At 43.8% G+C, this 24,349-nt stretch carries 21 protein-coding genes; 15 read left to right on the top strand and 6 right to left on the bottom strand.

The genetic code is table 11. The annotated features are described in order from the left end of the window. Positions 1 to 192: 192 nt before the first annotated feature. Positions 193 to 1,362, bottom strand: a complete 1,170-nt coding sequence (locus WCW_RS06250) for an ATP-grasp domain-containing protein (protein WP_013182355.1) — start codon at positions 1,360 to 1,362, stop codon at positions 193 to 195. A gap of 285 nt (positions 1,363 to 1,647) precedes the next feature. On the opposite strand from WCW_RS06250, the gene WCW_RS06255 reads away from it, so the two are divergent. Then, the gene (locus tag WCW_RS06255) at positions 1,648 to 2,970 is read left to right on the top strand and encodes a hypothetical protein (RefSeq protein ID WP_013182356.1); all 1,323 of its coding nucleotides are present in this window, start codon (positions 1,648 to 1,650) and stop codon (positions 2,968 to 2,970) included. A gap of 7 nt (positions 2,971 to 2,977) precedes the next feature. Here WCW_RS06255 and WCW_RS06260 read toward each other — a convergent pair whose 3' ends face one another. Further along, the gene (locus WCW_RS06260) at positions 2,978 to 4,462 is read right to left on the bottom strand and encodes a hypothetical protein (protein ID WP_013182357.1); all 1,485 of its coding nucleotides are present in this window, start codon (positions 4,460 to 4,462) and stop codon (positions 2,978 to 2,980) included. A 95-nt stretch (positions 4,463 to 4,557) separates the two neighbouring features. Here WCW_RS06260 and glpK point away from each other — a divergent pair, with 95 nt between their 5' ends. Further along, positions 4,558 to 6,000: a glycerol kinase GlpK gene (glpK, locus tag WCW_RS06265; protein ID WP_041941851.1), complete on the top strand. Its 1,443-nt coding sequence runs from the start codon at positions 4,558 to 4,560 to the stop codon at positions 5,998 to 6,000. A gap of 1 nt (position 6,001) precedes the next feature. Here the strand turns inward: glpK and WCW_RS06270 are convergent, their stop codons facing one another. Continuing rightward, entirely contained in the window at positions 6,002 to 6,820 is an 819-nt protein-coding gene (locus WCW_RS06270; RefSeq protein ID WP_013182359.1) for a hypothetical protein, read from the bottom strand. Positions 6,821 to 7,119: 299 nt separating this feature from the next. Here WCW_RS06270 and WCW_RS06275 point away from each other — a divergent pair, with 299 nt between their 5' ends. The 4 genes from WCW_RS06275 to WCW_RS06290 are packed head-to-tail and all read left to right on the top strand — an operon-like array spanning position 7,120 to position 11,493. Beyond that, the gene (locus WCW_RS06275) at positions 7,120 to 7,998 is read left to right on the top strand and encodes a Kdo hydroxylase KdoO (RefSeq protein WP_013182360.1); all 879 of its coding nucleotides are present in this window, start codon (positions 7,120 to 7,122) and stop codon (positions 7,996 to 7,998) included. A gap of 14 nt (positions 7,999 to 8,012) precedes the next feature. Next, positions 8,013 to 8,756 (top strand): alpha/beta fold hydrolase, encoded by a 744-nt coding sequence (locus tag WCW_RS06280; RefSeq protein WP_041941561.1) that lies wholly within the window; start codon positions 8,013 to 8,015, stop codon positions 8,754 to 8,756. Beyond that, complete coding sequence (locus tag WCW_RS06285; protein WP_013182362.1) at positions 8,753 to 10,351, top strand: Mur ligase family protein; 1,599 nt, start codon at positions 8,753 to 8,755, stop codon at positions 10,349 to 10,351. The genes WCW_RS06280 and WCW_RS06285 overlap by 4 nt, the downstream gene beginning before the upstream one ends. Further along, positions 10,351 to 11,493: a D-alanine--D-alanine ligase gene (locus WCW_RS06290; protein WP_013182363.1), complete on the top strand. Its 1,143-nt coding sequence runs from the start codon at positions 10,351 to 10,353 to the stop codon at positions 11,491 to 11,493. The genes WCW_RS06285 and WCW_RS06290 overlap by 1 nt, the downstream gene beginning before the upstream one ends. A gap of 88 nt (positions 11,494 to 11,581) precedes the next feature. On the opposite strand, the gene WCW_RS06295 is transcribed toward WCW_RS06290, so the two are convergent. Beyond that, a complete protein-coding gene (locus WCW_RS06295) occupies positions 11,582 to 12,028 on the bottom strand; it encodes a hypothetical protein (RefSeq protein ID WP_013182364.1) in 447 nt (148 codons plus the stop codon). 59 nt (positions 12,029 to 12,087) lie between these two features. Between WCW_RS06295 and aroA the strand changes: the two genes are divergently transcribed. The 9 genes from aroA to WCW_RS06340 are packed head-to-tail and all read left to right on the top strand — an operon-like array spanning position 12,088 to position 21,242. Continuing rightward, positions 12,088 to 13,341, top strand: coding sequence for a 3-phosphoshikimate 1-carboxyvinyltransferase (aroA, locus tag WCW_RS06300; RefSeq protein ID WP_143876362.1), 1,254 nt, complete (start codon positions 12,088 to 12,090; stop codon positions 13,339 to 13,341). After that, a complete protein-coding gene (locus WCW_RS06305) occupies positions 13,338 to 13,850 on the top strand; it encodes a shikimate kinase (protein WP_041941562.1) in 513 nt (170 codons plus the stop codon). The genes aroA and WCW_RS06305 overlap by 4 nt, the downstream gene beginning before the upstream one ends. Further along, on the top strand, positions 13,847 to 14,878 hold the full coding sequence (gene aroB, locus WCW_RS06310) for a 3-dehydroquinate synthase (RefSeq protein WP_013182367.1): 1,032 nt from the start codon (positions 13,847 to 13,849) through the stop codon (positions 14,876 to 14,878). The genes WCW_RS06305 and aroB overlap by 4 nt, the downstream gene beginning before the upstream one ends. Continuing rightward, positions 14,838 to 16,208, top strand: a complete 1,371-nt coding sequence (locus WCW_RS06315; RefSeq protein WP_013182368.1) for a type I 3-dehydroquinate dehydratase — start codon at positions 14,838 to 14,840, stop codon at positions 16,206 to 16,208. Before aroB ends, WCW_RS06315 begins: the two co-directional genes overlap by 41 nt. An 8-nt stretch (positions 16,209 to 16,216) precedes the next feature. Continuing rightward, a complete protein-coding gene (locus tag WCW_RS06320) occupies positions 16,217 to 16,753 on the top strand; it encodes a DUF192 domain-containing protein (protein ID WP_013182369.1) in 537 nt (178 codons plus the stop codon). A gap of 1 nt (position 16,754) precedes the next feature. Further along, positions 16,755 to 17,108 carry a hypothetical protein gene (locus tag WCW_RS06325; protein ID WP_013182370.1) on the top strand — a complete coding sequence of 118 codons (354 nt, stop codon included), beginning with the start codon at positions 16,755 to 16,757 and terminating at the stop codon, positions 17,106 to 17,108. Continuing rightward, a complete protein-coding gene (locus WCW_RS06330) occupies positions 17,095 to 17,514 on the top strand; it encodes a hypothetical protein (protein WP_013182371.1) in 420 nt (139 codons plus the stop codon). Before WCW_RS06325 ends, WCW_RS06330 begins: the two co-directional genes overlap by 14 nt. Next, the gene (gene pknD / locus WCW_RS06335; protein ID WP_013182372.1) at positions 17,511 to 20,381 is read left to right on the top strand and encodes a serine/threonine-protein kinase PknD; all 2,871 of its coding nucleotides are present in this window, start codon (positions 17,511 to 17,513) and stop codon (positions 20,379 to 20,381) included. Before WCW_RS06330 ends, pknD begins: the two co-directional genes overlap by 4 nt. Before the next feature lie 51 nt (positions 20,382 to 20,432). After that, positions 20,433 to 21,242 (top strand): glycosyltransferase family protein, encoded by an 810-nt coding sequence (locus WCW_RS06340; RefSeq protein WP_013182373.1) that lies wholly within the window; start codon positions 20,433 to 20,435, stop codon positions 21,240 to 21,242. Here WCW_RS06340 and WCW_RS06345 read toward each other — a convergent pair. Together WCW_RS06345 and WCW_RS06350 are read right to left on the bottom strand one after the other, a co-directional pair. Then, on the bottom strand, positions 21,228 to 22,526 hold the full coding sequence (locus WCW_RS06345) for a hypothetical protein (protein WP_013182374.1): 1,299 nt from the start codon (positions 22,524 to 22,526) through the stop codon (positions 21,228 to 21,230). The two genes, WCW_RS06340 and WCW_RS06345, sit on opposite strands and share 15 nt — an antisense overlap. An 83-nt stretch (positions 22,527 to 22,609) precedes the next feature. Further along, positions 22,610 to 24,322: a hypothetical protein gene (locus WCW_RS06350; RefSeq protein ID WP_013182375.1), complete on the bottom strand. Its 1,713-nt coding sequence runs from the start codon at positions 24,320 to 24,322 to the stop codon at positions 22,610 to 22,612. Between the last annotated feature and the right edge of the window lie 27 nt (positions 24,323 to 24,349).

Consider the following 24,349-nt stretch of genomic DNA (forward strand, 5'->3'; position numbering starts at 1 on the left):
ACTAGGAACATGGTGAAACCTTGCAATTTTTCCCAAGAGAACCTGTACTTGCGAGCGAAAAAATTGCTATTTTTGAAACACAAAACCAGCTCCCTGACGAGCTCAACTCCTGAGAGTTGGGCGAGGAGGGAAGCTAAATTTTGTGTAAAAAGAGCATTTTTGCGCCGCAAGGACTTTTTCAAGGCCGACTACTTAAGGAGTATTCTCTAGTAAAAGCTTTTGCTCCCCTTTGAGCATAGATTCATAGAGCTGGTGAAGACAATCGTGTATTTGTCTTTGAACTTCTCCATCGACATCAGGATCTACAACAGAGAAATAAGGAATCTTTCCACACGATTTATGAAGACAGTTCAAGCTTCCAGTCTGCTCCAGCGACATTTCCGGCAACTTCCAATAACTCCCAAGAAAACGCAAATGGATTGTGTCGTCACTGTGAGCTAATAAATACACCACGCGCATTGTCGGATCAAACAAACGGTTATCCAAATGCTCAACCGGCGTTGGATTAGATAACGCATAAGCCTCGACAATAAAAGAGCCGCTTTGGTCGTACGCCCAATACCGATAAGAGGGATCTGGATCGTCAAAAAGATTTTCTCCACCATTGAGAATATAGTCCAAAGTTTCATCTAGTTCGGATGAAGAGCAAATAATCACCCCGTTTCCCTTCGCCGCCCTTCTAGGCTTGATCACAACATATTCCGAAGCGATCTCTTCCATGATTTGATTGCACAAAGATGGAGAATATTCTTTCGGATATAAGTTCCAGCTCGGTTTAAACCGCTCCAGCTCCGCTTTAGTAAAAAGCAGGGTCATCCTCAGTTTATCGCCACAGTAGCTCCTTGTGGCTTCATCAATAATCAATACATTGGGGTACTTTTCTTTAAATTGTGCAAAAGGATTGAGAGAACTGTGCCTGGCAAAGAGAATGCCGCCAAAATCAGAAATCGATACCGCCTTTTCATGATTCAAACTAGCAACCAACTGAAACTCCGGATCATTGATCAACTCTTCAATCGTCTCAAATCCTCTCCATCCAATTGCCGTTAATGCCCCTGCAGTCAGTGGATCGCAAAGGTCATTTTTTAAGAACCAACCTCGATTGTGATACTCTTTCAAAGCTTCTGCCAAATTGCGCACAATCAACCCCGTCCCTTCATGTGCAAAGTCATATCCTATAAAACGAGAGCCTCTCCCTTGTTGAACCTCACAGATTTGCACCCCTTGTTGATCATTAAATTTCAAATCGGCAACCAGATAGGAAATATCTGGAAGCAATTGCCGTTCGTCCCCCTCTTCTACTGCGGATAAATGAAGGATTGAGGAAATACACAAAACGATTAAAAAGTGAAAAGTTCGCATGAACAGACCTTAGGATTCAGGATTAGATTCAGATCATATAAATTTAAGTAAATTTCGGGCAAAGGGATTTTCACTTAAAGCATGAACCTATCCGTATATTCAAATTTGGCATCTTTTCTTCCTTTTTATGCGGATAGATTCATGAATTCTAATCAACAAAAGTTCTTAATATATACCGAACCAACTTCAAGAATCGGTATAAAACAAGCATAAACATTTTTATTGAAAAAATATTTACAAAAATTATTATATAATTAAGAAATAAAATAAAAACAGGTTTTAATCATGTCTTTAAGTTTAGATAGATTGAATTCAAGCCTTCAGCCGTTGATTTTCGCAACAAACAAAAAAGAATTGCTTGAATGTTATCAATACGCCAAGAAAGCGACCGAAAGCAAGAATTTATCTGATTTAATCAATAAAATACATACAGCATTAAAAGAAAATAAAAACATCGATTCTCTTCAAAGATTATCGAAATTGGAAAAAGGACTGCGTTGTTTACGGGATTATCACAAAATCGTATCTCATTCAGAAAAAAAACTACTTACTCGCCTATTTATTTGGATATTCCCAAAATCAGAACGCGCTCAAAAAATCATGGAGCAAGACAAATCAACTTTTCAACATTCAGAACTGCTTTTGCATGTGGTGGAAGGAAAAGAGGAAAAAAACCGTTTAAAACAGTTTTCCTTGAAGATTCACCTTGGCACAAAAAAAGACCCAAGAAAAGCTTTTATCTCATCACTCATTCGCAACCCCACATTTCAGGAAAACGCAGGTATTGCAATCACAAAACTCATCAATCCAGAAAGTGATCAAAAAAGCGCGCTTAAAGATCTACATAAGATGATGTTAACCCTGTTTCAAAGACACGGGGGAGAAAACATTCCGAAAGCCGATCTATCAGACATTTACGCTGCAGCGATCATCGCTTCCGAACACTACTTAAGCAGCTACAAAGTGGGCCAATTAGTCGAACTGGCGTATACTCCAATGGATTTAGATCCACTGTCCGAAGAGAACAATGCTCTTTCCCAGCTCCTTCTAGTATTTGCTACAGTAGATGGTGAAGAGACACGTAAGATTATGGACAACACAACCCCTCTATCCTCCTACTTTCTTGCCAAAAAAACTCCTTCTCTTAAAAAAATGCTGAGTGAAGCATATAATAATATCTGGAAGGCAAAATCCGATAGACACAATCAATTCATTCTAAGGCTTATTGACGACAAAGAATTTCAAGAAATATCGAAGCAAGTGATCAACGATTTAACCAACCCAAAAAGGCCGATAGAAGAAAGGTTACAGAAAATTGCAGAAATAATGAATGCGCAAGAAGATAAGTACTTACAGCCTCGGAAAGGAGAAGACAAATTAAGAGAAGAAGACAGGATAGAATACCACTTAGACTTTTATCTTGCTATGTGGATAGCTGCAAGAGATCAGGTTGATGCAAAAGCTTTGTTCGGTGCTCAAACCCTGCTTGCCATGCGCTTAAAGATTGAACCCACAGGGAAGGAAAGCAACACGCAAGCGACAATGAGTACCGCACTGACGTTTGTAGAGGAAATGTCCAAATCCAAATGGTTAGAACGACAAGAATGATCATTTTTTAACTTCTGCGAACAGCATAAGCTTCGAAGCTATTGAATCCAAGGTTCTCATCTTCAGTCATACCAGGATAGCTAGTTTTCGGGAAAATTTCTTTGATTTTTTTGATTAATTCATCCGTGTTGCAGCTCTCGATATAAGCCCCTTTACCATTTGTGCCATGAGGGTCAAACAACCAGTACTTTCCGTCTGGGCGAATCACAATAGTAATTGTCATATTAGATTTTGTCATCACTAAAGCAACAGGTTTAGGCAGATCTTTAGAATCAGAAGCTTTTTCCATCATTTTTGCAAAGCTATCCAAAGTTCCTGCATAAGGATTTCCTTCGGCTGAAAATGGATTGTCTACGTCGCGAAATTCCAAGCGCTTCAACTCAAATGTATTGAGTTCATAATTTTCAACCGAAGTGTGTTCAACAACCCCTCCAACTTTGAAACGATTGTAATCTGCCACTCCTTCGACAAGAATATCATCGATTAGACCAGCGTTAACTTGATCGGGCGAAGCCTCTAACAACATTTCTGCTGCTTTCAAACAAATGCATGTGCATGCAGATTTACCCGCATTGTCAAGTAAAGGATCATACTGTGTTATATTTGCCTCAATTCTCGAAAAAGCGGCCAAACTGTCTTGTTCTTCTTCAGGCATTTTGTTTTCTACGAAAGCATAAGCATTAAAAAAATTGATCGGTAGTGAATCCTGCTGATCCCCTTCCAAATCGACAAATGGAAAAAAATCTCCAAGTTTTTTCACAAACTGATCTTCGCTGCTAAATTTCCTGACATAGGTTCCATCACTGCCACACGAACCAAACAACCAAAATTCTCCGGATGGACGGATCACAACAAGAGCTGTCTTAAATACACTTTTAATAATTAAAGCTGTCGGCTTAGGTAAATCTTGAGCAGCTTTCGCTATCATTTCTTTGAATTGATTGACTGTTCCTGAATAAGGGGGTTTTCCGTATGAAAAACCCTCCTTCTCATCGAATTTCCATCGCTTCAGTCCAAATTCACCAGATTCATGAGACTCAATATCGTAATCTTCCTCTCTTTCAACAGGAATTTCATCGATTAAATCAGCGTTAACTTGATCGGGCGAAGCCTCCAATAACCTTTTTGCTATTTTCAAGTAAATGCCTGTAGATCCATCCTCAAGATCATGCTGTGTCTTATTATTTACCTTAATTTTTTGAGAATCCGCCAAACTGTCTCGTTCTTCTTCAGGTGTCTCAGGAGCCAACACCCTTTCACGCACCTCATCAACTTTTGCCGCTTCTTTCGGAAGCTCGCCGCCGCTAAAGACTTTTACCGTGAACCGGAACATGGCAACTCCGCCAATCCCCAAAGCAAAAAAAGAAACGGTTCCAGCTAATGCGGTCAATCCAACCACAGCAGCTTTTGACCAAAATCCCAGGTTTTTGAAATGCTGGACGGTATTTGGAAATTGACTGGAAAATGGATTGAAATATTCAGATACTCTCATTGTATCAACATTTTTAATTAAATAAAAACATTACCTTTAAATTAAAATCAAAAACTTTTCTAGAGAAAAAACTCCTAAAAATGGATCATACAGAAATGAAGTACATTATGACTCTTGACCAAGGCACAACCGGAATCAAAGTTTGTTTGTACGACAAGCAGGGACAAGCCGTTGCTAAAAGTACAAAAAACATTGAACAAATCTTTCCCAAACCGGGCTGGGTTGAGCATTGCCCTAAACAGCTTTGGGAGTCAACCCTTCCGCTAGCCGATCAAACCTTGGCACAAGCTAAAACGAGCTGGAATGAGATCGCTGCTATTGGAATCACAAATCAAAGGGAAACAACGATTCTTTGGGACGAAAAAACAGGCATTCCTCTTTATAACGCAATTGTCTGGCAATGCCGTCGGACCGCTTTTCTTTGCGAACAGTTAAAAAACGCCGGGCATGAAGCACGAATTCGAGAAAAAACTGGATTAGTGCTCGACCCTTATTTTTCTGCTACAAAAATCCGATGGATTCTCGATCACGCAAAAAACATTCCAACAACGACCAAATTTGGAACCGTTGATAGCTGGATCATTTGGAATCTGAGTGGAAAAACAACACATGTGACCGATCCGACAAACGCTTCCCGCACCCTGCTATTCAATATTCATTCCAAGCAATGGGACGACGAACTCCTTAACCTCTTCAAGATCGGCAAAGAGATCCTGCCTAAAGTAAAAACGTGCAGATTCGCCATGACAGATTCTCACTTAACCGGAGGAGTTTCCATTCCTATCGCCGGCGTTGCAGGAGACCAACAGTCTGCATTGTTCGGACAGAAATGCTGGAAAACGGGTGAAGCAAAAAGCACTTACGGTACAGGAATCTTTATCGTCATGAACGAAGGGAAGCAGCTGTCCGATACTCCAAAAGGACTTCTGGCAACATTGGCATACAATGGCCAGAGAGAAATGTGTTACGCAACCGAAGGGTCGATTTTCATGGCGGGTGCCACTCTTGAGTGGCTTAAGAACAAACTGCAAATCATCAAATCTCCGCAAGAAGCCGATCAACTAGCTTCATCCATCCCCGATAATGGCGGCGTCTATTTAATCCCTGCAATGGCTGGTCTGGGAGCCCCTCAATGGAATCCTGAAGCGCGAGGAATAATCAGCGGTCTGACGCAAGGATCTGGCAGGGCGCAAATCGCGCGTGCAGCGCTTGAGGCGATGGCCTACCAGACACGTGATGTTTTTGAGGAGATGAGCCGCCCTGTTTCCAAACTTAAAGTTGACGGCGGAGTCACTAAGTCAAATTTCCTGATGCAGTTTTTGGCAGATCAGTTGAGCATCTCGGTGATTAGATCAAAAGACACCGATCTCACATCCCGCGGCGCCGGATATCTTGCAGGTTTGAACGTTGGGTTTTGGGAATCCTGCGAAGAGATCCTTTCGTTAAACGAAGAAAGCGAAGAGGTTACCCCCTCCCTTCAAAACGGCGAAGAAAACTACCGTTTATGGAAACGTGCCTTCTCAGCAATAGACGGATAGGTCATTGATTGCGCTCAATCATTCGATCTTTTGCATCATTCTGCCGATTTTTCCTTTCCTCTTCTTCATGCAGCCTTTTTTTCGCATCATCTTCAATTCTCGACCTATTCACAGAATTTTCCTTTGCATCCAGCCGATCCCTTTCCCCTTCATCATCAGCACTGCCCTCAGGATTGTCTTTCAGTCCGATAATCTTAGGCTCTTCTATTTCACCTTTCAAACCGAATTCCTCCACATCCTGCGTTGGTGAATTAACCCAAAGCCCTTGCAAAACCTTAAGCTTATCTTTATAATTTTCCGAAAATTGAGCGCTTGTCACCGTTGTTGAAGACTCAGGATTTCCAACTCCAAACATCACTTCAAGACTTTTTAGCTGAGGAGCCTCACCCGTTGCAAAGTGGCTTAAGATCATCAGTTCTTGTTTTTGTCCGGTATCTACATTGATCTCCTGCTCTTTATAAATAACCTGAAGTTTTTCATCCAACGCTGCGTTAAGCAAAGCATCCAAACGCGCCAACGTCTTCTGATCAATTTTTGCCTGCTTTTCTTGACATGCAGACAGGATGTTATTCATGTTGCTGCAATTTTCTAAAACCAGCCTCCCAACCCCTCCCTCTTTCTGGGAAACCATCGTTGATAAAAGAATGCTGTTCTCATCGACAGAATCCGTAGAAACTCCCTTTGTTTCTGCGATTTCGCTACGAACCTGGTTGGTTAATTCCCGAAAAGCAGAGACATACTTATCAAGTTCAGAACTTCTAATCTTAACGGGTTCGGAAAAACCTACACTAAACAAGTCTCTTGGGCCAATGCTTGCCATGTTCACCTCCTTCCCTTGAACCTATCCAAATATGAATAGACGGATAGATTTCTTAAAATACATTATAATAATAATTTTAATAATAAACAACGCTTTTTAGACCTGCGATTGCGTCCTAATCTGTGGCCAAGCGCTACAGATGGAGGAGAAATTTATCGAAAGATAACCTTCAGCTGTAGATGATTGGCCACAGATTAGGACGCAATCACAGGTTAGAGAGTGTCACTAATTCGGCATTGACATATCAAGTGCTCATTTGATAAATTCTATGGCAATATTATTATTAAGGGTAGACTCCCATGAATATCGTAGAAACCATTGATTTGGAAACTCTTGACCAAAACATCCCTGAAACAATTAAAGAACGTTCTATCCAAAAACTTGAAAATGGGTCGATTTTATTGTATCCCCATTTAAAATTCGGCCTTGAAGAGCAGGAAAAAGAATTTCTTACACCAGAAGTTCTGAAGCCGGGAACAAAAAACATCAGCTATCAAATCCAAACTGATTCTCTAAGCGGTTTGCAGCTTTCCGGAGAAGCTGGCGAACGACTGCGCCAGATGATCAAACGCTATGCTGAAACAAGCCGCAAGCTGATCCAAAAAGTTTTCCCCACTTATATCGATCATATTGAAATGGGAAGGACCAGCTACCGTCCTGTAGAAGCAGAAGGGAGACAGACAAGCAGCCGCAAAGACGACACGCTATTGCATGTGGACGCCTTTCCTTCCAGCCCAGTCAGAGGAAGCCGTATCTTACGCGTGTTCGCCAACATCAACCCATCCCAAATTCCCAGAGTTTGGAAAGTCGGCGAACCTTTCGAGGATGTGATCAGACAAATGGCTCCTCGGGTGAAAAAACCTTTTACTCCGATTTTTCCGTTGATGAAATGGGTGGGGATCACAAAATCCCTTCGATCCCCCTACGATCACTACATGCTAAACATCCATGATTCAATGAAAAAAGATCAATCGTATCAAAATACCTGCCCACAACAGGTCGTGCAACTGCCTGCGGGATCGACCTGGATGGTATACACAGACCAAGTTCCTCACGCAGTCCTCTCTGGACAATTTGTGCTTGAACAAACATTTTACCTTCCAGTTGAAGGCATGCAAAATCAACAGACATCGCCTCTTAGGCAGTTGGAAAGCCTTTTAAACCAAAACTTGGTATAAAGCGGACAAAAACCATGTGGAGCAGGCAAGTCAAAGGATCTGGCAGCCCCATGCTTTGTCTGCACGGTTGGGGACAAACACATCAAAATCTCGAAACGCTTGCCGCTCTATTGACCTGCAGCGCATCTCCGATACTATTTGACCTGCCTGGATTTGGCCGGTCGCCGCCCCCTCCAGCCGTTTGGAGCGCAGATGATTACGCGAATCATCTAGCCTCATACATGACTGAAAACAACATTGAAAAAGCTTCTTTCCTTGGACACTCCTTCGGAGGCAAGATTGCTCTTTGCTTTGCTGAAAAGTATCCTGAAAAAATCGACCGCCTGATCCTTATGGCTCCTTCCGGATTGAAACCCAAACTTTCACTGGCAAAGAAATTGCGAAGGCTCGGGATCCGAACTAGTGCTCGCTTCGTGAAAGCTTATGACAGAGCCTTTGGGAAAACAATTTTCAACGATGTTTTTACTCCCCGCTTTGGATCGAGCGACTATCAAAACGCAGGAGCAATGCGTCCAATTCTTGTGAAATCGGTAAACGAGGACATCTCTTCTAAAATCAAAAGCATTCAATGTCCCACTCTACTACTATGGGGAAGGAAAGACATGGAAACCCCTTTGGAAATCGGCGAAAGGATGCATCGCCTAATTGCCGGCAGCAAGCTGTGTATTTTTCCCCATCACGATCACTACCTTTGCAATGATGTCGGCGCTCATCTGATGGCAGATTATATCCTCGACTTCTTGCGAGAGAGTCTATGAACCTATCCCTATATTCAAATTTGACATCTATTCCTTCTTTTTGGCTATTTTTTATCAGCTGTCTTCTCTTTTCAACAAAACGGCTATTCCGCTACCTCCGCTTCCTACAGCAAGATGCTTATTTACCCAAACGGTTTGTTGAATGGCTATGGAAAGAGCAGGCTTATGATAAAAAAGGAACTGCAATCGCTCTTTTAAGCGCTATCCTGCCCTCCAAATGGAGCTTGGAAGTGTGCGCATTTTTACTCTTGCTCATCACCTTTTTAGAAAACAACCCATTGAGAGAAGGGAAATTAAAGCTTCAACTCACCCCCCGCGCCAAACGGATCGCCGCCATAGCTTTTATCCTATATCTGCCTCTTCAAATTCTTTCAGCTTTTTACCTGGCTTCCTTTTTTGGCCAACTTCTTATTTTCCAATCGCTTCCCTTTCTTTTAATCGCTTCTCTTTATCTTCTCTCTTATGATGAATCCCGCCGGCAAAAAATTTTGATCAAAGGAGCAAAACAGAAGCTCAAAAAGATTGATCCTTATGTCATCGGGATCACCGGAAGCTATGGAAAAACAAGCACAAAAGATGCGCTAGGACAGCTGCTGCAAATCACTCTGGGATCAACTTTTTGGCCCTCAAAAGGGATCAATACAGACATGGGGATCACTCGATCGATCAGGGAGCGGCTGGAGCCATTGACAAAATACGCTGTGATTGAAATGGCAGCTTACGGAACGGGATCGATCAGGAGGCTTTGCGGGCTGACTCCTCCTCATGCCGGAATCATCACCGGAATTGGACTTGCGCATCTAGACAGGTTTGGCGACCAGAAGACCATTTACCAAGCAAAATCAGAACTGGCACAGGCAATACCTGAAGAAGGCATTCTCATCTGCAATGGAGATAATCCGGGAACTCGGCAAATCTCAGCGGAATTTAAAAAACAAACCACTCTTCTTTACGGATTGGATAATAGTAAAAGAGATCTAGATTGCTGGATTACTCCTCTTGAATTGACCAAAGAAGGAACGCGGTTCCGTATCGAATGGGAAGGAAAATCTTTTGAAGGCATCACTTCTTTGTATGGGAACACCTCTCTATCCAACTGTGCCGGCGCGTTTGCCATGGCCTGCGCACTGGGCGCTCAACCCGATTTTGCAGCTGCTGCGCTATCTACATTGATTCCTGTGAACAACCGCTTGCAAATCTCAAGAGATGAAGAAAGGACCTATATTCACGACGCTTACAACTCCAATCCGGAAGGCTTTCTCTCAGCCCTTCATGTACTGCATCAAATGCCTGCGCGGAAACGGATTTTGATGACTCCAGGGATGATCGAACTAGCAGAACAAAACCTTAACATGCATCACAAAGTGGGTTATCAAGCGGCGAAAGTATGCGATCTGGCAATCCTGGTTGGCAAAACAAATCGTGAAAGTTTATCTTTAGGCTTAATCGCAGGCGGATTTACACAAAGTCAAATCATCACAGCCGAGCACCGTTCCGAAGCGTTTGAGAAATTGGCAGCCGTCATGGAAAAAGGCGACGCCGTCCTGATCGAAAATGACCTTCCCGATCTTTATGAACATAAGGAGAGTTTTTAATGCTCGATTTAGCAGTGCTTTTCGGAGGGCGATCAATCGAACATGAAATCTCTGTCATCACAGGCCTGCAGGCGATCTTAGCGTTGAATCCGAAAAAATACAAAATCCTTCCTGTCTATTTTGCATTAAACGGAAAATGGTATACAGGCGATCCCTTGCTTGAAAGAAGTTTTTACAGAAAACTTCCTGCAGCTTACTCCGATCTGACAGAGATTACACTTTTACCAGATCCCTCTATAGGAGGTTTTAAAGATCTTGCTTTAAACCGCACCTACCCTGTCGATCGGTGCCTCCTTTGCTTTCACGGACAATACGGAGAAGATGGCTGCGTCCAAGGGCTTTTGGAGCTTGCCGGTCTACCTTACACAGGTTCACGAGTGCTTTCTTCTGCTTTAACGATGAGCAAATCGCATACGAAACTTCTATTACAAGCTTTAAACATTCCGTGCCTTCCTCATGTCGTCGTTGATAAGCAGGAAGCGGTTAGCGATCTTGCCGCTGTCAGAAAAAAAATCCTAGACACATTGAGATATCCTCTGTTTATTAAACCGAACCATCTTGGCTCAAGCATCGGCATTGCTAAGGCGACGGACAAAAATTCACTAGATCGGGCGCTGGCAAAAGTGTTTCTCTACGACTCTGCTGCCATCATCGAACCGTATCTCGACAATCTTTTGGAAATCAATGTTTCTGTACTTGAAGGAGACCCTCCACGCTCATCAGCTGTAGAGATCCCGATTGCCAGTCAAGAAGCTCTCAGTTATGAAGATAAGTATCTCAAGGGAGGAGCCAAAAGCACCGGCGGCTCAAGCCAAGGAATGGCTGGACTGACACGGATGATCGATCCGCAAGACCTGGATTTAAAAATCAAACAGGGAGTGATTAATCACGCTTTAAAGGCATTTAAAGAGCTTAGCTGTTCCGGAGTGTGCCGATTTGACTTTATGTTAGACACGTCAACGGAAACTCTTTATTTCAATGAAGCAAATCCTATCCCTGGTTCGCTGTCTTTTTACCTTTGGGATCGAACCGAGCCAAAACTACTCTATTCAGAATTGCTGGATGTGTTAATTGAACGCTGCGCGCACAAAAGTGCGCTGCAACGCTCTTTGAAAAAGGATTTTGGCTTTCAAGCGCTTTGACCCCTGATTGCGTCCTAATCCCCGGACAAAAATCTGCCGTTCATCAACAGCGTTTGTCAGGGGATTAGGACGCAATCAGGGGTTTGAATTAGTTGTTTTTTTCGTTCACTTCAACGCCAAATGAAATGACTGGCCCGATCTCATCATCTAGATTAACTCCGGCCTGAATCTTTCCTGTGACGAAACCTCTAAAAGGTCTCCAAGAATGCAGATCGGTGCTGAAGAGTAGCTGTCCGTCTTTGATCCTCATTAATACCGTACGATTGAATTGCACCTGATGATTTACTCCTTCAGGTTTGAGCAACGTCACAAGATCCCCATCTAAAAACAGATCTAAAGGAAAAAGATCCCCCTCGGAAAATTCGATCGCGATGTTTGAAACCTTACCCATCATGATCTCTTGAAACATCTCCTTGGACAACTGTCTCACATTGACAAAATCAATCAGCTCAACATCATGATCATTTGCAGTGAGAGGCTGAAATTGAATAAAGGGAATAACAACTGTAGAAATTAATAAACAAAATCGTCTCATATCAAACTCCAGGTTATGCGTTATGAAAAGTTTATTCTAATGAATCAATAAAGTCTAGGTTGACGAAGAATTTTACTCCGCTCTACAATCATGAGATGAGACTAAACGCCCCTCCTTCCAAAGCTCATACGCTGCGCGCTCTTTTTTTAGGCGCTCTGGCACAGGGAAAAACTGTCCTGCAATCTCCTCTTCTAGCAGATGATCAAAAAGTCGCCATCCAGGCTCTTAAACAACTAGGTGCCGACATTTCAATTCAAAGAGATTCAGCAACCATCCAAGGAACTGGAGGGAATCGGGTCCAAGATTCAGGATCCCTCTTTGTCGGAAACAGCGGCGTTACCTGCCGGTTTTTATCCGCCATTGCTCCTCTTCTTTGCAAACAAAGTGTCGCAATCGATGGAGACCTTGCCATGCGAAAGCGCCCATTGACACAGCTGCTCATTGCTCTGGAACCTCTAGGAATTCATTCCGACAGCGAAACAGGCTGCCCCCCCCTCACATTGACCTGCAAGCGATTTACGGGAGGAGCCACGTCAGTTGCGGGAAATATCAGCTCCCAATACCTTTCCGCAATTCTTCTGGCAGCTCCGTTTGCAGAGAATGATATCGTCGTTTCAATAGACGGAGAGCTGAAGTCCGGCCCTTATGTGGAAATCACTTTAGACATGATGCGGCGTTTTGGAGCTGAAGTGGAGCATGAAGGCTCTACCTATAGGGTAACGGCTGGAAAGCGATACAAGGCTGTAGCTCCTTATGAAATCGAAGGCGATTACTCAAACGCTTCCTACTTTCTTGCACAGGCTGCAATCACGCATACAAGAATCACTATCGACCGCTTGATGCCGAACAGCCTTCAAGGGGATAGAAAAATCCTTGATTTACTCAAGCAATTCGGATGCAATGTCAGCAGGGAAGGCTCAAGCGTCACTGTCGAGGGAAGACCTTTGTCCTCCATCTGCGTAGAGATGAGCGATACCCCCGATCTAGTCCCGACCGTTGCCGTCATCGCAGCATTTGCCAAGGGAACAACAAAAATCAACGGTGTGGGGCACTTGCGCTACAAAGAAACCGATCGGTTGAAAGCGATCGTTTCCGAATTAAAAAAGATGGGGATCAAGGCGTTTTCTGAAGAGGAAACTCTTTGGATTGAGGGCGGGACACCTCAAGCTGCCGAGATCGACACTTACAACGATCACCGAATTGCCATGGCCTTTTCCGTTGCTAAACGGGCAATTCCCAAGATCGTGATCCGTTGTCCCGAGTGTGTCAATAAGTCCTTTCCAGATTTTTTCGATCTATGGAATCTACAATGAACCGATCCACAAATTCAAAAATCGTATTGATTGGCTATCGAGGCGTTGGAAAAACGACATTAGGGAAAGCATTAGCCGATACTTTGAAACGCCCTTTTATTGACACCGATGATCTCATCGTCCAAGCTGCTAAACGCTCCATACCGGAAATTTTTAATCATGAAGGGGAACCTGGCTTCCGCCTGATCGAAAAACGTGTGATCGCTTCCATCAATATCCCAAATGCTGTGATCGCCTGCGGAGGCGGAGCAATTCTCGATTCGGACAACGTTCGATCCCTAAAAAATAACGGATACCTCCTTTGGCTCACAGCTACATCCGGCACGCTCTTATGCAGAATCTCCAATGAGGCCAACAGGCCTCCACTCACTCTCCTGCCTCCCTTAGAGGAAATTGAAACAGTCTTGAAACAAAGAACCCCTCTGTATGCGCAATACGCAGACCGCACACTCTCGACAGAAGGAAAATCTATTCAAAAACTTCTCGATGAAATCATTAAGGACTTATGATAATCAATAAGTTAGACAACTGGATGCCAGTCATTGAACACCCCGTCATTGTCACTGATCACATTGTTGAAGAGCTTTACGGCGCCTCTCTTGCTAAACGGCTGAACTGCGAATTAATCAGCATCCCTCCGGGAGAAACGAGTAAAGAGCTTGAGAGATTTTACGAATTGACCAGAAAAATGGCCCTGTTGAACTGCAACCGCAAAACAACTGTGATCGCTTTGGGAGGCGGGGTAGTCGGCGACCTGGCAGGCTTTGCAGCAGCGACCTATATGCGGGGAATTTCCTACATTCAAGTCCCGACAACTCTTCTAGGGATGGTCGACTCCAGCATTGGCGGGAAAGTTGGGATTAACCTCCCCGAAGGAAAAAATTTATTAGGCGCATTTTATCAACCGCAGGAAGTGGTTGTTCCATTAAACTGCCTCGAAACTCTTCCTGAAAAAGAGCTGCGATCGGGCATGAGTGAAGTGGTCAAGTACGGAGTGATTCTTGACGCTGATTTTTTCAAATGGCTTGAGGAAAATATTGAAAAGCTTTTAAACAAAGACAGTGATGCGCTAAAAACAGCGGTCAAAAGATGTGCTGAGCTTAAAATGGAAGTGGTCAATCAGGATGCAAAGGAAACCGATCTTCGCCAGATCCTCAACTATGGCCATACCTTTGGCCACGCATTAGAAAAAATTACAAAATATCAGGAATATACCCATGGAGAAGCGGTTGCTTTAGGGATGCGTTTCGAAGGCGCATTAGCTTCAGTTCGCTATCAGTTTCCCGCAAAGCTCCTAGAAAGGCAAAATGCCTTGCTGGACAAAATCCACCCGAGGCTTTCTCCTCCCCAAATCGATGACGGCGAGCTCATGGAAGCAATGAAAGGAGACAAAAAATCGGTCGGGGGAAAAACTGTTTTTGTCCTTCCTCAATGGCTGGGAAAAATGGTGAGGGAAACAAACGGGTATGGTATTGTGATCCCTCAAAAGGCCGTCCATGAATGTTTGCGTTCCCATTACAGCTCGTACGCTTCCTGAAGCCCTCAAGGAGATCTCTTTTGCTTGTTCCATTGCGGAGATGATCGAACTGCGCCTGGATTATCTGGATCACCCCTCCCCAGAAGGGATCAATGAATTAGTCCAAGCTTGTGAAAAACCTGTGATTGCCACCTATCGCAAGAAAAATCCCGTTCCTCTGCTCAAAGCAGCTCTTGATGCCGGTGCAGATTATGTCGATGTCGAAGAGATCAACACCTCCCTTCCTTTGGAACGATGCATCTACTCCATCCACTTGCAAGAAACACCTCCGCTTGAAGAGTTGTATCAATCCATGAAAGCAAGCGGAGCAGCAATCATTAAAATCGTGCCTACAGCCCGCTCTTTCATAGACAATATCGCCATCTTAAATCTTCTAAAAAAATATCCCGAAGATCGGTTGATTGCTTTTTGCATGGGGGAAAAAGGTCTTTTGAGCCGTTATTTTGCCCCCGCTTACGGAAGTTTCTGCACATTTGGCGCAATTGCAGAAGGCAAAAAAAGCGCACCCGGACAGCCGTTGGCGACTCATCTGAGAAAATGGAAAGCTCAGGTAAATACCACGCTATGCGGCGTCATCGGTGATCCGATCACACACTCTCTTAGTCCCGCTATTCATCAAGCAGCTTATGAAGCTGATGGTTTAAACTTCCTCTTTCTCCCTTTTCATACAACAAAAGAGGATCTTCCAAAAATCCTTGATCTCATGCGTCAATTCCCTTTGAGAGGACTGGCTGTAACAGTTCCTCATAAAGAGTCTGTTATTCCCATGCTGGATGAAGTGGACGTAGAAGCGCAAGCGATCGGCGCCGTTAATACCATCATCAACCATGGGGGCAAGCTAACAGGTTACAATACCGATGTTTTCGGAGCTGTGCAGCCGCTTCAAAAGCGGACCGATCTAAGAGGGAAACGGGTTGCCATCCTTGGAAACGGAGGTGCTGCAAAAGCATTCGCTTACGGACTGCAAAAGGAAGGATCTGTAGTGACTCTATTTGGCAGAAATCTGGAAAAATTGAAAGAGCAGTTGATGGAAAGCGAAATCCTTATTCAAACGACCCCTGTCGGCATGGCGCCAAACACCGATAAAACTCTGGTGCCGCCTGATTTTTTACACCAAAACCTGCTTGTTTTTGATTGCGTGTACAATCCTTTAAAGACTCAATTGCTTAAAGACGCAGAAAAAGCGGGATGCCGAACCATTTCCGGGCTTGAGATGTTTATGATTCAAGCGCGCGAGCAGTATAAATTCTTCACCAGTCAAGAAGCTAATGAAGAAGCGATGAAAAAAGCAGCCCTCAACGCTTTTCCATCTTCAAAAACCAAATTTTGATTCGTTAGATGTTGCGATTTTTTCTCTGTTTTTTCTATCCATTCGTTCTCTTTGCCAAGACGATTCCGATTACCATTGAAACTGCAGATACTGATGAGAAAAGAATTTGGGGGCTGATGGGGAGAGATCGCCTGCCAAAAAACCACGGCATGCTATTTATCTACGACAAGCAAAGATATCTTTCCGTTTGGATGTTCAATACAAGAATCGACCTTTCCGCAGCCTTTATCGACAATAAAGGGATCATTACTGAAATCCGGCAATTGCAAGCCTATCCGGAGATCATGGACCCTGATCGACCGGTCCTATCGCTTAACGATCTAAGGCTTTATCCTCCTCAAGATCCCATCGTTTTATTCTTTAGAAAAAAGCGGGCAACATCTCTGCATCAGGTACGCTATGTCCTTGAAATGCAAATGGGATGGTTTAAAAAACATGGAATCAGACCTGGAGACCGTCTACAATGGAACCCTGGGGAAAACAAGGCAACGATTCAGTTGCAAAAACGAACAAAACGCGATATCCTCTCACCAAAAGGAGAATAAAATGTCCAAAAAGAAAGCACATGCGATATCAAACGGCATTTTTTTAATCGGTCTCGGAATTTTGATTCTGACAAATGCTTGGTGGCCAGGAATACTTTTGGCTTTGTGGGCGATGCTTGCTTCAAGGCAATTTCTCACAGGCAGAAAATATCAGGCAGTTCTTACTACAGTGATTTTCTTAGGTCTATTCATCTTGGCCATGCTCAAATTCGACTACGACTTCATCGCCCCTGTGATGTTGGTGATCGGAGGAATCTATCTGATCGTCAAGGAATTTTATTACGAAAATGACACAAACGGTGAAGAAACATCCCAACTAATCAAGGATAACGCAGATCTCGATGACTCGAAATAACCTTCCCAAGCTTATCCACATCGGCGAATATACCGTCCCGGGAACCGGACCTCGCCGTCTATTCCTTCGGCAAGTGGATTCCGACAACTTTAGATGGTTTGAGGAAAACGGAAATGAGGAAATCCCTTTGAACGTTTCAGCTTCATCCATTAAGGAAGCAATGCTTCTGGCCAATAAAAACTGGAAGCACAACGCTTTCCGCACAATCATTTGCGGATTCCGCTATACCTTGCCTGAAAGGGACGAACATGGAATGAACGCACTATTCCATCAAATGGCGGCCTCTCAACGCTCTTTCAATGGCATCTATTTCGATGAGGAGCTCGGCCACAACTGTTTTGTTCAAAACGCCTCTACAGAGGCGCTTAATCTTCTTAAGCAGCTTGAAGATTCCAATCGCCTATGACTTCCGATCACGACGAGACCTCCTCTTTTGAAACCGCCGCGACGTTTATCGAAGGTCATGCTCCCAATGAAAAAGATGTGAAATACACCATCGGCCCCTACCAAATTGTCGGCAAAATCGGTCAAGGCGGCATGGGAGAAGTTCTTTTGGGTTACGATGTCAAGTGCGGCAGGAGAATCGCTTTGAAAAAGATCCGCAAGGATCTAATCGAGTTTAAGCGGCTCCACAACCGCTTCCTCAAAGAAGCACGCATCACAAGCCAGTTGACCCATCCCGCGATCATGCCTATCTATTCCATTGAAGATCAAGGCGATGTTGTCTATTACACGATGCCGTTTGTCCAAGGGGAGACGCTCAAACAAATCCTGCGAAACACGCGCGAACAGGAAAAGAGCGTGAAAAGCCCCCACCATATCGGAGAATCGATCCCCGCTCTGATCCGCATCTTCATCACCGTCTGTCAAGGGATCGCATACGCCCATTCAAAAGGGGTTTTGCATCGAGATATCAAACCCGAAAATGTCATGGTGGGAAAATACGGAGAGGTCTTGATCCTGGACTGGGGCCTGGCAAAGATGATCAACGCTGAAGAAGAAGAGCAAATCTCTTTGAAAGCCAACCATCATGAACTCACTAAAATGGGTAAAGTCGTGGGCACCATCAACTTTATGGCGCATGAGCGGGCGAAAGGGAATCCGGCAACGATCCAGACGGAGGTGTACGCTCTTGGAGTTCTTTTATACCAAATTCTCACTCTTCGCAACCCTTTCCGGAGGGGAAGCCTTGAAGATTTTCGCAAAATGATGGACAAAGAAACCCTTGAGGACCCTAGTGAAGTCGCTCCTTACAGAGACGTTCCAAGGGTGCTTTCCCGCATCGCCCTCAAAGCCTTAGACAATGATCCTGCACAGCGTTACCAAACCGTTGACGAATTGATTCTGGAATTAGAAAATTACATTGAAGGAAGATCGGAGTGGTTCGAACTGGCCACATTGGATATCCGCAATAAGGAAGATTGGGAATTTCAGGAAAATGTGCTGATCGCTGAACACATTGCCATTACCCGCTCGGCAGATATCTCTGAATGGGTGAGCCTAATGATCTCCAAGCTTTCATTTTCCGAAAACACCAAAATCGAAGCCGATGTGACAATTGGCGAAAATGGCCATGGAATCGGCTTTCTCCTCTGTATTCCGGAAGTATCTGAAAGGGAGCATCTCAATGATGGCTACTGCCTATGGTTAGGCTCAGACCTCAATAAAACAACAAAACTTCTTCGCTCTTCCGTAGAGGTTGTCGACGCTCCCGAAATTTTCCTCAAACGGGAGAAAACCTATCGAGTAAAAATTGAGAAAATCGACCACAACATCCATTTCAGCCTGAACAATCAACTTCAATTCTCATATATCAGCCATTTACCGCTTACCGGAACACATATCGGCATTCTTTCCAGAGATGCAGACTTCACCATGCAAAACCTTCAGACGTTCACCGGCAGCCAAAACATCACCATCAACTGTCTAGCGGTGCCAGACGCACTTCTAGCCCACAAGCTCTTCGATCAGGCTTTAAGCGAATACCGCAGGATTGGATACTCATTTCCGGGAAGAGCTGAAGGACGCGAAGGGATGTTTCGATCAGGCATTACGATCATCGAAAAATCAAAAGAAACCAATGATCCGATCGAAAAAGAGCGTCTATTCGACGAGGCTTTGCTGGAATTTGAAAGGCTGCACTCCACTCCGGGAGCCCCTTTGGAATATCTCGGCAAAGCGCATGTCTATCAGGAAATGGATGACATTGACGAAGAAATTAAATGCTATGAGATCGGTTTTAGGCGCTACCCAAACCATCCTTTGCTTTCATTCTTGAGAGAGCAGCTCATCTACCGGATGCACGAAACTGCGCGTTCCCATAGAAAAGCTGCTTACCAGTTTATGCTCACAGCAGTTAAAAACCTTCCTAAAGAATCTCTCAGCAGGCATACAAGAAAACTGTTTGAAAGTGTAAGAAAGCATTGGGAACCTCTCCCTTTTATCGAAAGCATCGATGAAACAATAGGGCATGAAGCATTTGCCATTTTGCTGGCTTTTTGGATCGACAACCCTTACGCTCTTCTGGAAACCATACAAATGATTACCGAATCCAACGAGCTGCATCCGAAACTGATGGCAAATGCTTTCTTTTGCCTTATCGAACAGGGCTACTGGGAGCTTGCGAAAGATGCTGTAGCATCGCTGCCGTCAGAATATCAAAAGCTGAATGAGATCGCATTGATCCTTCTGACGATCCTTTCCTATCAGCAGTCCCCTCGAAAAGCCATTAAACATTACTTCAATACAGACCATTCGCAGATAGAATTCGGCGATTCCCGTTTTTTTCTGCATCTCATCGAACAATCTCTTGATCGGAAAGACACACATTTTGTCCATCAACTCATGGAACAGTTAGATCGATACGAGCTGCCTTCTGTTCATCAACATCTATTCGACAGCTATCGCATATGGGCTCACCTTTACGACCACGATTGGAACAAGGCCGGAGCATTGCTCAATCGATACCCCTTGACCCTGCTTTCCAAAGAAGAATCGCCGCTCTTTATTCTCTATGGCATTTGGCTAGCCGCCACTGAAAACACGGAGATCGCCGAAGCTCACTTTTCAGGAGTTCTAGACCTCCCCTTCCCCCGTTCCTACACTCTGCTTGCCCATCGCTTAATCGGCAAAATCTCAAATGAAAGCCCGTGGTTTCAACGCTCCTTCCAATGGGAAAAAAAGCAGCTCTACCGCCAGTTAGCCCTCTATGAAGATAGTATTGGCGACAGTGAAAAATCCAGACATTACCGCCTGCTGCTTACCAACCAATAACAACTTTACAAATATAACGTTCGTTATATATACCAAAGCTATGGAGTAAACATGGCTGATACGATAAGAATTTTTGTGACGACCTGCAAACCGATGTGGCGCGTAGAAAAAGCGCTGGAATATACAGTGCATAAATACTGCACTCCTCCATTCAAAGTCACTTTTCTCCGCTCCGGAGATCCCGATTGGCTGACCAATGTCGACTTAAGCATCTCTCACAAAGACAAGGATGCAATTAAAAAAGCTGGCTGCTGGAACATCGGCCGCGACCATCCCAGACCTTATTCAGGTGAAGGATGGGCAACCCCCTTTACCTGTTTCCGCTTTGCAATTCCAGAGCTGTGCAGCTTCGAAGGAAGGGCTATTCACATGGATGCAGATTTCATTGTGCAAAATGATTTGAGAAAAATTTTTGAAATCGACATGACCCACCCAATCATGAGTCCGCATCACCGCACAGATTTTATGCTCATCGATTGCAGCAGAATTGCTGAAATGCAGATGATGGGCATGTGGCCATCGATTGAAGAGATGAAGGTTTCTGGCGATAATATCGACGTCTACCGAAAGAAGCTGCAAAACTACATGTTTATTGGAGATGCACCAAGAGAATGGGAGAGTTGGGATGGAAAGGATCTGGCTGAAAACTCATTTTCCATTCACTACACGGAAATGCGCACACAACCCTGGAAACCATATCCTGAATATTTCGACTACCCTCTCTATCCCGATAAAAACGCTGGATATCTCTTTTGGGAAGAATACGCCGAAGCCCTTGAGGCAGAAGCCAGAGGCGAAATCACATTATCTGCTAAAGATCAAACGTCTCCTGATGCAACTCCTCTATCAAGAAAAGCGTAATCGACGCTGCTCCTGTAATTCACGCAAGAGTTCATCTCGTTTAAGCGCCTCTCTTTGAACATCTTTTCCTAGATTGGACAAATCCCAAATGCGCAACATCGGGTCATTTTTTAGCTTTTTCCGATACTGCTTTTTCCCATAAAGTTTCCACATCTCACGCGAATCTTTGGGAGCAAGAGCTTTTAAATGACAATTAAGATCTTGTTCTGCCTTGTAGTCGATTAATAAAACTGCAAGGCCGATCGCTGCAGATACCGCCACTAATAAGTATCCTATAGGGGCTACTGGACTAAATAATAAAATCGACACTGCAATGATGGAAATCACCGCGGCAGTAATCTTTAAATATCGCCCGATGTTATTCCAATGAATCCGATTTTTTAAGGCTTTGACTGTACTGACCAAGTTTTTTTTATGCTCGGCATTTCCCAAAGGATCCGAATTTCTCTCATAAATGGCATGCAGGCGAGCCTTCAACTTCTCTCCATCCGACACTCCAACAGTGCGTGCCAAACGGGAATGGGAAAGTTTATCGATCTCTTCAACAACTGATTGAAAATCAGCTTTTCCTTTCGAGTCAAACAATCGCGTGATCCGATTCTTCAGCTTTACGCTTTCATAAATGAACTTGCACTGCAATCCAATAGAAGCAACTGACAAGATAACCCCAATCCCCGTTAAATAGGTGGAAGCTGCTGTCAGCGCAGCTGAAGAGTTAACCACGGCCGCATCCATCAAACAATCAATAAAGGTCGAAATTCCATGGCTCAGATCCCCTAAGCTATCAGCAACATTAAGAGCTTGCTCCAAGGCTTCGGAACGCTCTTTCTTTTTAACCGAAAGAACACATTCATATCCCCCCTTCACGACCTGAACGAGAGAGGCAGGAAGTGAAAAAATAGATAATAAGCGTGTTTTTTTCGCAAATTTTACCAACCATATAGTCTCCTTAAAAACTGACTGTTCTCCAGTGGAGATCGTATTGCGAAAAATGCTCATTACAGGATTTAAGACTTTATAAAGCGATGAAAGAAGTGTACCCCCTTTTAAAAGCCCTAGTTGAATTTGTGCAAAACGGCACTGAAACGTGATGGGAAACGCTTGATGGTAGAGATCTTCTAAGCGTTTATAAGCATCTTTAATCGCTTCCAGAGGCCCTCTCGCAATGCGATGATGAACGGTAGCAGCAATAGCGGGAACTTCTATCGTTGGAACCTCTAACCCTAAAGTAGACACCTGCCTGCTTGGAGCGATTGCCAAATCCAAATAACTCAATGAGCCCATAATAAATCTTTAATATATTTTTAACTATAAAATAACGTTTTTTTAATTAAAAAATATAAAATATTTATTAAGATACGATAAATTTATTTATTTTTAAAATGAAACAATTGAATGGGACAGAATAATTTCCCTCCTTCTTTCCAAGGAACCCCGCTTAATAGAGAAACCCGCTCTGCCGTCCCGTCCAAATGTTTGATCCGCATCCCTTTCCAAGCACCTAAAAGAGTGACAAAAATTGTCAGAACAACCCGCTGTAATTTACTCGGTAGCAAGCGGATAGTATTGAAAAATCTGCCAAGAACGCCAGTAGGCCTAAGGTCGGTAAAATTCATTTGGACAACCTCTGGAGGCATCTTCACATCACCAGCGGCTTCATTTGCTTTTGTCCATGCCCATTTCACGCAATTGTCAGCTAAGAATTGAAAAGCAAGATTTCTATCTTCCGCTCTTTCCACATCTCCCTGAATAGAGCTCAACAACTTTTGCCCCTCTTCAGCAGTGGCCATGACAGCGTGCCAGATATGCTGTCTATCCATCGAAAAGGCTGCTTCATCGGGATATACAATCGCAGCTGGCACAGTATTTACTGTCATATCAATATATTCATACCAAGTTTTTGGAAATTCCTGAGAATACTTTCCAAAATCAAAAATGCGATATTTTCCATTAATAGGTATAGCGACTTGCAGCCATCCGTGGACACCAATCGGAGTGTCATCCTCTTGCTCGCGTGCAGCTCTGACAACCATCGCCCATTGATTTCCATCTAAAGGCAGACCGTATCGCCTAGAAGCCTCTTCGACGGGAAGTTCTTCAACAACCGGTAAATGCTCCCACCAAGATTCTTTTGCAAAGTCTATCTGTTCATATTTCTTGGTATTTGGATCGTAGGGACCCAAATGTTTGGGATTCCAGTTGCTAATACCATCCTTAAAGTATTCAATGTTTCCAATTTCCCACTGTCGATTAACGAACATCTCAAAGACTTGCCCAACCGTTAACTCATACTCTTTCTCCAAATGAACAACCAACCGATCATCCAAAAGAGAGACTTCCTTTTCTCCCATAGGCAGAGTCAGATCTCTTCTCATCTCCCCTTCCGGCATTTCAACATCTTTTACCTTTAGATCGCCTCCGCCGTAAAAACCGATGCGATGAGCCAACCTGGCTTGAGTTAATCGCTGGCAGGTTGCCGGAAACTCAATAAATGGTTCAGGGTCAATCCGGTCTCTCAACACCCAATTGAAAAATCGATTTCTCAAATCAGTGTCAACGGTTAATTGTTCGATAAACGCACCATTGTCCTCAATTTTTTTAAGCCGTGCAATATCTAAGGTATCGAGACCTTCCCTTTCCCTGACATGGGAATTTTTTTTCCATTCAGAAGCCAATGCATTCACTTTATCAACCAACTCTTTTCCCGGAGCCATTTTCTCACTCAACTGATTGCGCGTCTGGAAAGCAACAACGCGGCTTTTCAACTGCCGACTCCATCGAACAGCTCTTTTTGACTTTGTTTTTTCAAGAGCAAGTTGAATGGTTTCCGCCGCATCGACGCAAGCAAGAAGATCTTCTTGAGTTTTACCGCTCGATGTAGGGACTTTTTCCAAGTCGTCCAAACACTGGGCAAACACTTTAGCAATTTTTATCAAACGATGCTTATCCACGCCAATCATTGCTTGAGCCTGCTGAACCGCAGGCGAAATTGAACTCCAGTACCCTTCAAAAGTGCAAATAACAGGCACATTTTTTAATGCCTGTGAAAAAGCCTGTATATTCGATAGAATAAATGACATATCAAAAGTTTCTTAACATAACTTTTC

This window comes from Waddlia chondrophila WSU 86-1044 (assembly GCF_000092785.1).
Classification (GTDB): Bacteria; Chlamydiota; Chlamydiia; order Chlamydiales; family Waddliaceae; genus Waddlia; species Waddlia chondrophila.